This is a genomic window from Petroclostridium xylanilyticum, assembly GCF_002252565.1.
Classification (GTDB): domain Bacteria; phylum Bacillota; class Clostridia; order SK-Y3; family SK-Y3; genus Petroclostridium; species Petroclostridium xylanilyticum.
In genome coordinates this window covers 242,605-255,623 of sequence record NZ_NPML01000029.1, presented here as the reverse complement: position 1 = coordinate 255,623, position 13,019 = coordinate 242,605, and the positions used below count along the sequence as shown (strand labels likewise).

Annotated in this window: 12 protein-coding genes; 3 read left to right on the top strand and 9 right to left on the bottom strand. The window is 37.7% G+C overall.

Going from position 1 to position 13,019, the window contains the following annotated elements; translation table 11 throughout:
• Positions 1 to 2 precede the first annotated feature (2 nt).
• Complete coding sequence (locus CIB29_RS17670; RefSeq protein ID WP_242965328.1) at positions 3 to 1,526, bottom strand: cobyric acid synthase; 1,524 nt, start codon at positions 1,524 to 1,526, stop codon at positions 3 to 5.
• A gap of 18 nt (positions 1,527 to 1,544) precedes the next feature.
• Positions 1,545 to 2,957, bottom strand: coding sequence for a cobyrinic acid a,c-diamide synthase CobB (locus CIB29_RS17665; RefSeq protein ID WP_242965327.1), 1,413 nt, complete (start codon positions 2,955 to 2,957; stop codon positions 1,545 to 1,547).
• Between the two features lie 245 nt (positions 2,958 to 3,202).
• Between CIB29_RS17665 and CIB29_RS17660 the strand changes: the two genes are divergently transcribed.
• A complete protein-coding gene (locus tag CIB29_RS17660) occupies positions 3,203 to 4,078 on the top strand; it encodes a cation diffusion facilitator family transporter (RefSeq protein ID WP_094551943.1) in 876 nt (291 codons plus the stop codon).
• Here CIB29_RS17660 and nagA read toward each other — a convergent pair.
• On the bottom strand, positions 4,038 to 5,228 hold the full coding sequence (nagA, locus tag CIB29_RS17655) for an N-acetylglucosamine-6-phosphate deacetylase (RefSeq protein ID WP_094551941.1): 1,191 nt from the start codon (positions 5,226 to 5,228) through the stop codon (positions 4,038 to 4,040). The two genes, CIB29_RS17660 and nagA, sit on opposite strands and share 41 nt — an antisense overlap.
• Positions 5,229 to 5,254: 26 nt before the next feature.
• The gene (gene nagB, locus CIB29_RS17650; protein ID WP_094551939.1) at positions 5,255 to 5,986 is read right to left on the bottom strand and encodes a glucosamine-6-phosphate deaminase; all 732 of its coding nucleotides are present in this window, start codon (positions 5,984 to 5,986) and stop codon (positions 5,255 to 5,257) included.
• A 188-nt stretch (positions 5,987 to 6,174) separates the two neighbouring features.
• Between nagB and CIB29_RS17645 the strand changes: the two genes are divergently transcribed.
• Positions 6,175 to 6,906 carry a GntR family transcriptional regulator gene (locus tag CIB29_RS17645; protein WP_094551937.1) on the top strand — a complete coding sequence of 244 codons (732 nt, stop codon included), beginning with the start codon at positions 6,175 to 6,177 and terminating at the stop codon, positions 6,904 to 6,906.
• Between the two features lie 212 nt (positions 6,907 to 7,118).
• Here the strand turns inward: CIB29_RS17645 and CIB29_RS17640 are convergent, their stop codons facing one another.
• The gene (locus tag CIB29_RS17640; protein ID WP_094551935.1) at positions 7,119 to 7,532 is read right to left on the bottom strand and encodes a hypothetical protein; all 414 of its coding nucleotides are present in this window, start codon (positions 7,530 to 7,532) and stop codon (positions 7,119 to 7,121) included.
• A gap of 1,030 nt (positions 7,533 to 8,562) precedes the next feature.
• On the opposite strand from CIB29_RS17640, the gene CIB29_RS17635 reads away from it, so the two are divergent.
• On the top strand, positions 8,563 to 8,907 hold the full coding sequence (locus CIB29_RS17635; RefSeq protein WP_157910357.1) for a PilZ domain-containing protein: 345 nt from the start codon (positions 8,563 to 8,565) through the stop codon (positions 8,905 to 8,907).
• 164 nt (positions 8,908 to 9,071) lie between these two features.
• Here the strand turns inward: CIB29_RS17635 and CIB29_RS17630 are convergent, their stop codons facing one another.
• From CIB29_RS17630 to CIB29_RS17615, 4 genes are read right to left on the bottom strand one after another with little or no spacing between them, the layout of a single operon-like run.
• A complete protein-coding gene (locus CIB29_RS17630; RefSeq protein ID WP_198543976.1) occupies positions 9,072 to 10,082 on the bottom strand; it encodes an ABC transporter ATP-binding protein in 1,011 nt (336 codons plus the stop codon).
• A gap of 10 nt (positions 10,083 to 10,092) precedes the next feature.
• A complete protein-coding gene (locus tag CIB29_RS17625) occupies positions 10,093 to 11,091 on the bottom strand; it encodes an ABC transporter ATP-binding protein (protein WP_094551929.1) in 999 nt (332 codons plus the stop codon).
• 23 nt (positions 11,092 to 11,114) lie between these two features.
• Complete coding sequence (locus tag CIB29_RS17620; protein ID WP_094551927.1) at positions 11,115 to 12,044, bottom strand: ABC transporter permease; 930 nt, start codon at positions 12,042 to 12,044, stop codon at positions 11,115 to 11,117.
• Positions 12,044 to 12,973, bottom strand: coding sequence for an ABC transporter permease (locus CIB29_RS17615; protein ID WP_094551926.1), 930 nt, complete (start codon positions 12,971 to 12,973; stop codon positions 12,044 to 12,046). Before CIB29_RS17615 ends, CIB29_RS17620 begins: the two co-directional genes overlap by 1 nt.
• Positions 12,974 to 13,019: the final 46 nt, after the last annotated feature.

Here is a 13,019-nt window from a genome sequence, read left to right as displayed (position 1 = left end):
CTTTACCCTTTTATGATTGCATATATTTTTTCCATATCCAGGTTTTCCCGTACTATTTGCGCAAGCCGGTCGTATTCTCTCTCCTTAAACTCTTTGAAGGACATTTGTTTACCATCAATACGTTCCAGCCCTTTTAATTTTCTTACATTATTGAGCAATCCTCTTAGAAAATCAGTGTTATCAAAAATACCATGGATATAGGTGCCAAAAACATTGCCTTGACTGTTGCAGAATCCATCTGCGACCATCACTTCATTGTCCAGCCTCTTATAGATCTCTATCAAAGGTATACACCCTCTACCCTGTTCACTAATGCCCATGTGGATTTCATAACCGTCTATGTCATACTGCTCCAACCCTTGAAGATAAGGACTTTGTGCAGCATGAACTTTTGCCTTTACCCTGGTAGTAATTTTTTTACTTTCAAAAGTTGTCGTCATATTTAATAATCCTAATCCTCTGATACTATCCAGGTTAGATTCGGTATGTAAAGGGTCATTGATTTCCTTACCCAACATTTGATAGCCGCCACATATTCCTATAATAAGCTTTCCTTTTTGGCTTAGATCATTGATTTTTCTTTCAAATCCGTTTTCCCTAAGATATGCCATGTCTTCTATCGTATTCTTTGAACCAGGAAGTATCAAAACATCCGGTTCCCCTATCTGTTCAGGTTTCGAAACGTATTTTATACTCGCGTCCGGCTGATTTTCCAGGGCAACGAAGTCAGTGAAGTTTGAGATATGAGGTAGTCTGATGATTTCAATAAGTATTTCCTGTGAACCTTGGGTCTTCTTGTGAAATCTTTCACTTACACTATCCTCATCCTCAATATTAACATCCGCATAGGGTATTACCCCTAATACCGGAACCTTAATGATATCTTCCAGCATCCTTAGACCTGGTTCAAGAATTTTTACATCTCCACGGAATTTATTGATGATGACGCCTTGCACTCTTTTTCTTTCTTCTTCAGTCAGCAGAAGCATTGTTCCGGCAAGTGAAGCAAAAACCCCACCTTTATCAATATCTCCTATTAAAATAACCGGGGCATCCGCCATCTCTGCCATCCCCATATTTACAATATCTTTGTCCCGTAAATTTATTTCTGCAGGACTTCCGGCACCTTCAAGCACAATGATGTCATTTTGGGACTCCAGCCTGTCATAAGCCTCCTTTACTTTTTGTGCCAGTTGGGGTTTGAATTCGTGGTATTCTGCTGCCGACATATTGCCGTATACTTCACCCATTACAATTACCTGCGCTTTTTTATCGGTTGTCGGCTTTAAAAGGACGGGGTTCATTTCTACTGCCGGCTCCAGCCCGCAGGCTTCCGCCTGGACAACCTGTGCCCTGCCCATTTCCTTACCGTCACTGGTGATGTACGAGTTCAAAGCCATGTTTTGGGCTTTAAAGGGCGCCACTTTATAGCCATCCTGCTTGAAAATTCTGCATAAAGCGGCTGTCAGCAAGCTTTTGCCAACAGAAGAACCGGTTCCTTGCAGCATGATGCATTTTCCTTGCATATGTTTCACCTACCTTGTTTAGTTCGAAGTTCGGAGAGATTGTGTGCGGGAAAATTCATACGTTTGAGCGCTTGCTAAGAAGTGTTGAGCTACTGCCGGATTACTCCAGAAGTGGACGTGAGCGTATCCTGCAACCACATTATGCATAGCATAACCGCACTGCCACGTTGATAACAATCCGCCATCTCTCATTTTACTTACATTATAGCAGCATTCAACCCCTTTAGCATCTACAATTGACCGATGAAATTCATGGGCTCTGAATTTCAGGCCTTTTTGCCCAATGATGCAATCTCTATTTAACTCTACATTTACATAGCCAAACCGCTGCAGTTTTCCGGTCATTTTACTGCAGCCCGGAATAACGCCAACCATTTGATATTTTTTACCTTCAAAATCCTCTATGCTTTTGGTAAGATACATAAGACCTCCACATTCTGCATAAACGGGAAGGCCACTCTCAATGTGCTGCTTTATGGATAGACGCATGGATTGATTCTGCTCCAGCTGTGCGGCAAAGACCTCCGGAAATCCTCCCCCTAAATATAATCCGTCTATTCCTTCCGGAAGTTTATCATCATTCATTGGACTGAAATAAACAAGCTCCGCTCCTAATTGTTCAAGAAGTTCAAGATTGTCATGATAATAGAAATTAAATGCTTTATCCCATGCTATGCCAATTTTTACTTGATTCATTTTCTGCATGCTTTCAACCGGATTTTTGAATTCATCTATTTTACTAACATGATGAGATATCTCAATGAGCTTGTCTATATCTACATATTGTTCAACCAAACAACGGATTTTTTTTATCTTGCTATTTAAGTCATCCATTTCCACACTGGGCACCAGTCCCAGATGCCTGCTTGAAAGACTTATTTCAGAGTTATTTGGGATATATCCTACCGCAGGTATTCCCGTATCCTTCTCAATAACGGTCTTAAGAAGCTCAAAGTGTTTTTGTCCGCTTACTTTGTTAATAATAACACCGGCAATTTTGACATCCGGGTCATAATGTTTATACCCCATCACCATTGCAGCAGCACTGCTTGATATGCCATTACCGTTAATGATCAATATTACCGGAGCATTAATAATTTTTGATATATGTGCCGTACTTCCACTGTCTTTTTCAGTTCCAAATCCGTCATACAGTCCCATTACACCCTCAACAACAGAAACATCCGCCTGCCGGGAATTTCTATTAAATAAATACCTTATTGTATTCTCATCCAACATCCAGCTATCCAGATTTCTACATTTATTCCCCGTTACATGGGTGTGATAGGCCGGATCGATATAGTCGGGTCCTACTTTGTAAGGTTGAACTTTCAAACCACGTTTTGCGAGTACAGCCATCAACCCAATGGATATGGTTGTCTTGCCTGCTCCACTTTGGGCACCGGCAATGACTAATCTTGGTAGTATCACAATAACCACTCCAAGTAAAAATCCTGAACAAACGTGTTCAGGATAGTATATTATTTATGTTTGATTATAGCATGAACCTATTAATCAAACAATGCAATATTATTATATAAATAGTAAAATTCTATTCAAATAATGCATATCATTATCAATTGATAACAAATATCTGTAAAAAATAGTTGCAAATTCTATATTTTTAGCATATATTATATATTATTATACTTTTCAAATGATAATGAGGTGTTGACGTGGACAATGAAAAGAGATTTGAAATTGGAAACAGGATATCTAAAGTTACTATAGCAGTTAATGTAGTTTTAACCATTATAAAACTCATCATCGGAATAATAGCCCGCAGCAGTGCCATGATTGCCGATGCAATACATTCCCTATCCGACGTATTGAGCACCATTGCTGTCATCATCGGACTTAAACTATCCAAAAAGGATGAAGATGAACATCATCCCTATGGGCATGAAAAAATCGAACCGATTATGGCAAAATTGCTTGCTACCATATTGTTTATTACGGCAGGAGCTATCGGATATACCGGCATTAAAACCATCATACATAGAGATTTCTCTACCCCGGGTACAATAGCTGTATACGGTGCAATACTATCAATTGTAGTAAAGGAATGGATGTATCAATATACTGTGAAAGGGGCTAAACAAATAGAAAGCACAGTCTTACTGGCAGACGCATGGCATCACCGTTCAGATGCTTTCTCTTCCATTGGAGCACTCATAGGAATTGCAGGTGCCATCATGGGATATCCGGCGTTAGACCCCTTAGCTTCATTGGTGATTTGTATTTTGATAGGCAAAGTAGCCATAGATATCTACTGGCAGGCTATAAAACAGTTAATTGACCATGCAGTGGATGCAGAAACCACAGAAAGTATCCGGCAGGATATACTAAACACGGAAGGTGTTATTCAGATTGATGACCTTAAAACAAGGATACATGCCAACAAATTATATGTAGACGTAGAATGTTCGGTGGATAAAAACTTATCTTTTGCGGCTGCCCATGAAATTGCGGAGCAAATACATGATACAATTGAAAGGAACCAGAAAAATGTTAAGCATTGCATGGTGCACGTAAATCCTTATGATGGATAGGGGAATGACCTATTACCACCTTACCTTTTACAAAAGTATAAACCACCTCAAACCTATCATTTATTACGACTAAATCGGCATCTTTCCCCTGTTGTATACTCCCTTTACATTTGTCTATCCCTATAACCTTTGCCGGGTTAATGGTAACCATTTTTACAGCGTCTTCCAATCTTATTCCAAACTCTACAACCTTCTTAAGACATTGAAGCAGCGTGACAGTACTACCGGCGATGTTTCCATCTTTTGTTCTTGCAACACCATCTTTTACAATAATCTCCTGTCCACCTAAATCATATTTATCATCTTTAAGACCTGCAGCCCTCATGGAATCACTTATTAATACAATTTTATCTGCCCCAACCAATTTATATACCAGCCTGATAATTGCAGGATGGAGGTGTATACTATCACAGATTAGCTCTACTGAAAGACCGCTGTCCAGTACAGCACCAATTATTCCTGGTGCCCTGTGATTCAAACCTGCCATTCCATTAAACAGATGGGTTGCATGTTTTGCACCATATTCTATAGCCTTTAGAGCCGTATCATAATCAGCCCCTGTATGTGCTAAAGAAATAACGATATTATCTTTTGAAACTTCCTTTATAAATTCCATTGCCCCATCAATCTCTGGAGCAATACTTATGATCCTGATATTTCGTCCGCTTAATTCCTGCAGTTCAGTTACATCCGTTATAGAAGGCAACCTTAGGAATTTCTCATTCTGCGCACCTTTGTATTGTTTGGAAAAATAAGGTCCTTCCATGTGTATTCCCACAATATCTGCACCTTCTACGCCTTTATCAATAGCGTTTCTTATGTTTAAAAAAGCATTTTTTATTGATTGGTAAGTTTCTGACATGGTTGTGGGTAAAAATGAAGTTACTCCATTCATCGCCATAAACCGGGACATGTTGTTTAGCGCTTCATATGTGGCATCCATCGTATCATATCCTGCACATCCATGCGTATGGATGTCAATGAACCCCGGTAATATCCTGTACCCGCTTAAATCAAGAACTTCATCATGATTTGTTGTATTATATTCATTTTGTATATATAAATTATCTATCTTACCGTTATTCACCTCTATATCAAGATTAGAAAAGGCAAAGACTCCATTAAGGACGCTGGCATTTTTTAAAAGCATGGCAGCTCACCTCACAACTAGTAATTTCATGATACTAACTTATAGGCCGCTTCCTCATCTACAATAATTGTTGTATCGGGATGTAACTGAAGTAATGAAGCAGGTATGTTCGTAGTAATTTTACCATTAAGTATTTTACCCATGATCTCCGCTTTATTCTTCCCGCTAATTAAAAGTATAATTTTTTTCGCTTTGAGGATGGTAGCCATTCCTACAGTAATGGCCTGGGTAGGAACCTGGTCAATACTATCAAAAAACCTCGCATTGGCACGGATTGTATCTATAGAAAGCCGGGTTAAGTGGGTCTTGGAATTTAATTCTGTTGCAGGTTCATTAAACCCGATATGTCCGTTTACCCCAATCCCCAGTACCTGTAAATCTATCCCACCCGACTGTTCGATCATCTTATCATAATTGCTGCATTCTTCTTCTGCATTTTCCGCGCTACCGTTAGGAATATGAATGTTTTGAGGATTTATATTTACGTGTTTGAAAAAATTTTCATGCATATAATAATTATAACTCTGCGGATTATCTTTATCAATTTTATAATACTCATCCAGATTAAAAGTTTTTACCTGTGAAAAATCTGCCTGCCCGGCTTTATACATTTGAATAAGTTTTTTATACATGCCAATAGGTGTTGAACCTGTAGCCAATCCCAGCACTGAATCGGGTTTTTGTCTCACCTGGCTAATAACCATATCGGCAGCAATGTTGCTCATTTCATCATAGTTTTTACAAATAATTTTATTCACAGATAACCCTCCTATACTTATAGTGGTCTATACCAGTTAATTATATTATATATCTTTTTAGCGAATAACTCAATAGATTTTGAAGGATTTTTTAAATACTTATAGAAATAATAAATATGTATTTACCGGGTGCATTCAATTGAGCTGATGAATATTTGAGCTTATTCTAAAATTATAAGGTGGTAACTATGTTTATTGATAAACAAAGTCCTATTCCCGCATACTTTCAGTTGAAAAATTATATTTTGGACCAGATTTCATCGGGACAATGGCAAAAGGAACAGCCCATACCTTCAGAACGTGAGCTCAGTGCACTGGCCAGGGTCAGCAGGATGACCGTACGACAGGCTATCAATGAGTTAGTAAATGAGGGTATCTTATACCGGCTTAAAGGAAAAGGTACATATATCACTAAATCGAAAATTGAACAAAGGAATATCATGAGCTTTTCTGAAATGGTTAAAAGTAAAGGTATTACACCAGTCACTGAAATACTGGAGTTTGAGAAAAATGCACTATTCCCCGCCATTGCAAAGATTCTTGGCGTTGAAGCCGAAACAAAATTCTACAGGGTTAAAAGGCTTAGAAAGGCGGAGGAGATTCCTATAGGAATTGAAGAAGTATTTATTCCTGAAAAGTATTGTCCTGACATTGACAGGTTTGACTTAAGCGGCTCATTATATAGAATACTGCTTGAACAGTATCAATATAAAATTGAACGGATCAATTTAAGTATAGAGGCAGTACTTCCAACCGAGAAAGAGCATCAATTGTTACAGGTAAGCAAAACTATGCCTTTATTGAAAGTATCAGGTAATAGTATTACAAGTACGGGATTGGAACTTTTTTACGAAGTAAGCTACTACAGGTCAGATAAATTATCTTATAAAGTAAGCATTTTTAACAGAAAAGATTACTAACAAAAACTCTTAGCTAGTAATAGCCTTTATTCTATTATTTTTTACTTGCTGGTTTATATGTTTTCTAGTCAATTATATTTTACAGCTTGATTTGTATGATGGGAAGAGGTATTTTGCCTCTTCCTTTTATTTTTGCCAATAATAATTATACTCTAAGATTGGCTATGACAAAAGCAGAAATGCGACAGGATATACTCCTCTGTCGTATCCTTTTATTCTTTATATATGCTAGTTATTAAAATATGCCCTAATAAAATTGAGGTAAATATTTCAAAACTTTCACTATATAATATTAATTTCAAAAATGATGGTAAAAAAGAAAAATCCATTAAATAATAAATAGTCTCATAAAATATAAGAAATAAAGAAGGTATTCCCACAAGAACTAACTTTTCTAAATTTACTTTCCATTTTCCTTGTTTTTTAATTTCATTTACTATATAATCTATATTAATTATCATTCCGAAAAGAATAGATATAATAATGCTGCTATAAAAATAAGGAAAGTGTATAAAAGTTTTACCTTTAATATTGTGAAAATACTTTAGCAACCATTGGGTAGAGTAAATATATACTAATAAAATTAATAAATATATAATACTTTTTTTAATTCTATTCACCTGCATATACCTTTCCCCTTTACTATCAATTAATTACAAATATTCATAATGCTGTTAAATATAAAATGCTTTTCTATAAAAATCTATAAATTTATATAAATTCTTTTGAATTAATGGGCAAATACACCAAATTGCCCATTAATTCAAAACATTTTAATACCTTAATAATTAGCAGAATACTCTTTCTTATTGATTTGAAGATATTTTATTTTAATGATACTATTAAAAATCAACTTATGTTTTTTAAATAAATCTATATATTTCTTTATTTCCCAGTATAATTCTACCATAATGTTACTTAAATCTCCACTGTACTTTAGTATAGTCTTTTTCAATCTACCGAAATCAAATTAAGCTGCAAAGCCTTCATTTTAGTGTACTCCTTTCAAAATTTGGTGTATTTTTGTCGGGATAGGACAACAACTAAAGCGCTATAAATTAACTCCTTTCTATATGAATCTCCCTTGCATAAATATCCCATCGTGGTGTATAATTAAACATGAGCGCTCTTACCACTTTGTGTAAGGGGCCCGGACACCTTCAAGTCAAATGAGTTTTTAGCAGGAATCCATTGACTTAAAGGTGTTTTTATTTTTAAATGGTAAAAAACCAATTAAATACAGAAAGTAGATATGCCTAATTTACTATGGGCAGCAGATTACTTTTTTACATATTATGACTAAATCTTTTATTTTTTGCTATTTTTATTTATAATTAATCTAACATACTTTTGAGAAATAGTCCATAGCGAATAATGACTTGTTTTGTCGAAAATGGTATTATTATAAAAAAGATGAACTCTTAAGGCAAAACAATCGTTTTAGGAATGAGTTAATAAACATAATTATTAAAAATATGCATTGCAAAATGTAGAATTTATAGAGAAAGCCAAATAAAACAAAAGAATAGACTTGATAGTCAGATTATGAAAATTTCTAGTGTTCTAAATCAAGTATTAGTAGTATAATGATAATACAAACGGAAATAGCGGTTATAATCAATTTATACATATCATTAAGTATAGGAGGGGATAGCTGTGGATGAAAAGCGTAGGAGCCGGAGAGTTCCTTTTAATTCGAAAATATCAATTGAATCACTTTTCAGGTCGGGCGAACAAGAACCTATAAAAATCAATGCGGATATTATTATTACCAATATCTCAAAAACCGGGATCGGCTTTATCTCAGAGGTTGATTTGCCGGTAAATCATTTCTTTAACAGTAAAATTGTCATAGATGATGAGAGAATGTTCTATTGTGTGCTGAAAATTGTAAGGAACAAAAAAATCAATAAAGGCTATCAAATTGGTGCCGAATTTGTTGGCCTTGCAGAAGTATTAGGACACCATATTGACGATTACATAGGAGAATTTGATGAATAAATAGACAAAAGCGCATTAGCTATTTTCATACGACCCAAAATAATACATGGAAACGGTTTTTATATCACGCCATCAATCAAGCGCAACAGCAAAACCGTTTCCATGTATCATTCCATGCTTAACTTTCATTGAGTTTTAGAGTCATATATCCATGATGTCCCATTCTATTTGATTCCTGCAAATAAGTGGCAAGCAGTAAAATGCCCTTTTTCAACTTCTTTCCACTGCGGCTCCTCTTTTGTACAGATATCCATTGCTTTCGGGCATCTTGTGCAAAATGCACAACCTTTAGGCGGATCGAGAGGACTCGGTACTTCCCCTTCCAGTACAATCCGTTCCCTCTTTCTTTCAACTTCCGGATCAGGAATGGGTACCGCTGAAAGTAACGCCTGGGTGTAAGGATGGAGCGGCTTATTATATAATGTATTACTTTCTGCCAACTCTACCATGTTTCCAAGGTACATTACCAGTACGCGGTCTGAAATATATCTGACCATTGACAAATCATGAGCGATGAATAAATAAGTTAACCCCATTTTGGCCTGCAGCTCCTTAAGAAGGTTAACAACCTGTGCCTGAATGGATACATCCAAAGCCGATATTGGCTCATCGCAAACAATGAACTTCGGCTCTACTGCAAGTGCCCTGGCAATTCCTATTCTCTGCCGCTGGCCGCCGCTAAATTCATGCGGAAATCTTCCCATGTGCTCCGAAGCCAGTCCTACTAATTTTAATAATTCTTCAATGCGTTCCCTGCGCTTGCTTCCAGATGCCAGGTTATGAATATCCAGTGGTTCTCCAATAATATCCTCAACGGTCATACGTGGATTTAAGGAAGCATAAGGGTCCTGGAAAATCATCTGCATTTGCTTCCGAATTTTTTTCATCTCACTTTTTGAGTACTTATAAATATTTTGACCTTCAAAGATTACTTCCCCTTCTGTAGGTTCATATAAACGAAGAATTGTCCGGCCAGCTGTAGATTTTCCGCAGCCGCTTTCACCTACAAGGCCTATTGTTTCTCCACGGTATATGTCAAAGTTCAAACGATTTACAGCTTTTAAATAACGGTCGCCCACTTTGAAATACTTCTTTAAGTTGCGCACCTGCACAAGAGGGATATCGTCCAAGTTATTTTCTACTCCAGGGGAGTGAAACCGTTTCGTACTCATCATCATCCCTCCTTTACCACTGTGCTGCAGCTACCTGGGCCATCGAATGTTGAAGCCAGCAGGCTGCATAATGAGATTCTTTTATATTTTCCAGGTCCGGGTCATAATTTTCACATATTTTCATTGCATTTTGGCAGCGCGCAAAAAACGGGCATCCTGCCGGCGGATTAAACAGGTCAGGCGGCGTACCAACGATAGGATGAAGGGCTTCATTCCTATTCATATCCATACGCGGGACAGATTTTAATAACCCTTTTGTGTAAGGATGCTGCGGGCTATAAAAAATATCATCTATTGTTCCTGTTTCTACTACCTTACCGGCATACATAACGATTACGCGGTCACACATCTCTGCAACAACACCAAGGTCATGGGTAATCAAAATGATAGAGGTCCCCGTCCTTTTCTGTAAATCCTTCAGCAATTCCAGAATTTGTGCCTGGATGGTCACATCCAGGGCAGTAGTAGGTTCATCTGCAATTAATAGTTTAGGTTCACAGGCAAGTGCCAGGGCAATCATGGCACGCTGGCGCATACCACCGGAAAATTCATGGGGATACTGGTTTACCCTCTTGTCAGGCTGTGCTACCGCTACCATTTCTAACATTTTTATGGCACGGTTATATGCTTCATGTCTTGAAAGTTTTTTGTGCTTCATCAAACTTTCTGCAATTTGCCGTCCAATTTTTATCGTCGGGTTAAGCGATGTCATAGGGTCCTGAAAAATCATGCCTATTTCGTTTCCACGAATATGCTGCATCTGCTTCTCACTTTTCTTTAACAGGTCCTGCCCTTCAAATAGAATGGAACCTTGCTTATATTTAGCAGGCGGCATGGGAAGAAGCTGCATAATGGATTGGGCAGTTACACTTTTGCCGCATCCCGACTCTCCCACAATTGCAAGTGCCTCACCCTTATATACTTCAAAATTAACACCCCGGACTGCCTTTACTTCTCCTGCATAAGTGTGGAAAGACACATGTAAATCTCTAACTTCTAAAATTTTATTCATTGATTGTTTTCCCCTTCCCTTCACTATTTACGCAATCTAGGATCAAGTGCATCCCGCAAACCATCACCTAACACATTAAAAGCAAACATGGTTAACGAAATGAGGAAAGCAGGAATGAACAACTGATATTCATACCCAACCAATAAGCTGGATAGAGCATCATTGGCCATTGTCCCCCAGCTTGCCATAGGTGCCGGCACTCCAAGTCCCAAAAAGCTTAATGTTGCTTCTGAAAAAATGGCTGTAGGGACTGTTAAAGTAATGTTAACAAGAATAGGTCCCATAGTATTTGGAATCAAATGCTTGAGCAAAATCCAGCTTGTACTGGCCCCAAGCGCATTAGCTGCCTGCACATATTCCTGCTCTTTCAATTGAAGTACCTGCCCCCGTACAAGACGTGCCATAGGAATCCACCCCGTCATGGTCATTGCCAATATAATGGTCCATAGCCCCTGCCCCATTACAACCATCAATAGGATAACCACCAACAGATACGGAATGCTATATAAAACTTCTGCAATTCTCATCATAATTTCATCAACACGGCCTCCTTTTAAGCCGGAAATGCCTCCATAGATAACTCCCATGATGAAATCAATGGCTGCAGCCATAATCCCTATAAATAAAGAGATTCTCGCCCCATACCATGCCCGGGTAAAAATATCACGCCCGGCCGAATCTGTCCCGAACCAGAACTCACTGTTTGGTGCAAGGTTCTTTTTGGTAAAATCCTGTTCATAGTACGTATACCCGTTAAGATACGGACCAATAATGGCAAAAATAATTAATAGGACAATAATAAACAACCCAAACATTGCCAATTTGTTTTGTCTCAGTCTGCGCCACACATCTGACCAGTAGGATATACTGGGCCGGAAAATTTTTTCTGCATCTTCAAAGTTATGAGTTACCGGCAAAAACATATCCTGTGTAAAATTAATCTGATTCTTCATTAATGACTCCCCTCCGTGATCTTGATGCGTGGATCAATGAAAGTATAGGTAACATCCACCACAAAATTCAATAAAATTAAAATTGCACTGTAGAAAACCGTAGAACCAAGGATAACAGGATAGTCGCGGTTAAAAATTCCTTTCACAAACATTTCACCCATGCCTGGTATACCAAAAATTCTTTCTATTACAAAACTGCCTGTTACCAAGTTGGCAGTAATAATTCCCAGTACGGTAACAATAGGCAAAATTGCATTTCTAATTGCATGTTTAACAATAATAACGCCCCGTGACAATCCTTTTGCTTTTGCTGTTTTAATATAGTCCTGCCTAAGCACTTCAAGCATGCTGGAACGCATCAACCTGGCAATATAGGCCATTGGCATCATAGCCAGCGATATGGAGGGAAGTACAGTATACTTCCATGATTTCCATCCGGACACAGGAAACAACTTCCATTCCACTCCTGCATAATTAATCAAGACAGTTGCAAGAATAAAACTTGGCACCGAAATGCCAATGATTGCAATCACCATTGATAAATAATCGGGCCAGCTGTTATGGTTTAAAGAAGCAACCACCCCCAGTATAAGCCCAAAAGTAATGGCAATAATAAGTGCCTGAATTCCCAGGTGTAAAGACACAGGAAAGCCGTTCTTAATGTAATAGTTAACCGTGATGACAGATGATTTTAGTGAAGGACCAAAATCAAGCCTGAGAAGCGATTTTAAATAGAGAAAATACTGGACTGCCAATGGCTTGTCCAAATTGTAATATTTTAATAAATTTTCATAAACACCCGGCGGCATCTTTCCTTCCTTTGCAAAAGGATTGCCGGGAATTGCGTGCATCAGTATAAATGTGAGCGTAATTACAACCCACAACGTCAATAATGCCATTGCAAATCGTTTTAATATATACTTTGACACAATACGCCTCCCCCTAACTATACGTCTTATATTTTAATATTTTATT

What these genes read in the sequence shown, in the direction of transcription:
- CIB29_RS17670 (WP_242965328.1), bottom strand. Translation starts at nt 1,526, where the DNA reads ATGCAAGGAAAATGCATCATGCTGCAAGGAACCGGTTCTTCTGTTGGC.
- nagA (WP_094551941.1), bottom strand. Translation starts at nt 5,228, where the DNA reads ATGCTTTTAAAAAATGCCAGCGTCCTTAATGGAGTCTTTGCCTTTTCT.
- CIB29_RS17645 (WP_094551937.1), top strand. Translation starts at nt 6,175, where the DNA reads ATGTTTATTGATAAACAAAGTCCTATTCCCGCATACTTTCAGTTGAAA.
- CIB29_RS17640 (WP_094551935.1), bottom strand. Translation starts at nt 7,532, where the DNA reads ATGCAGGTGAATAGAATTAAAAAAAGTATTATATATTTATTAATTTTA.
- CIB29_RS17630 (WP_198543976.1), bottom strand. Translation starts at nt 10,082, where the DNA reads ATGATGAGTACGAAACGGTTTCACTCCCCTGGAGTAGAAAATAACTTG.
- CIB29_RS17625 (WP_094551929.1), bottom strand. Translation starts at nt 11,091, where the DNA reads ATGAATAAAATTTTAGAAGTTAGAGATTTACATGTGTCTTTCCACACT.
- CIB29_RS17620 (WP_094551927.1), bottom strand. Translation starts at nt 12,044, where the DNA reads ATGAAGAATCAGATTAATTTTACACAGGATATGTTTTTGCCGGTAACT.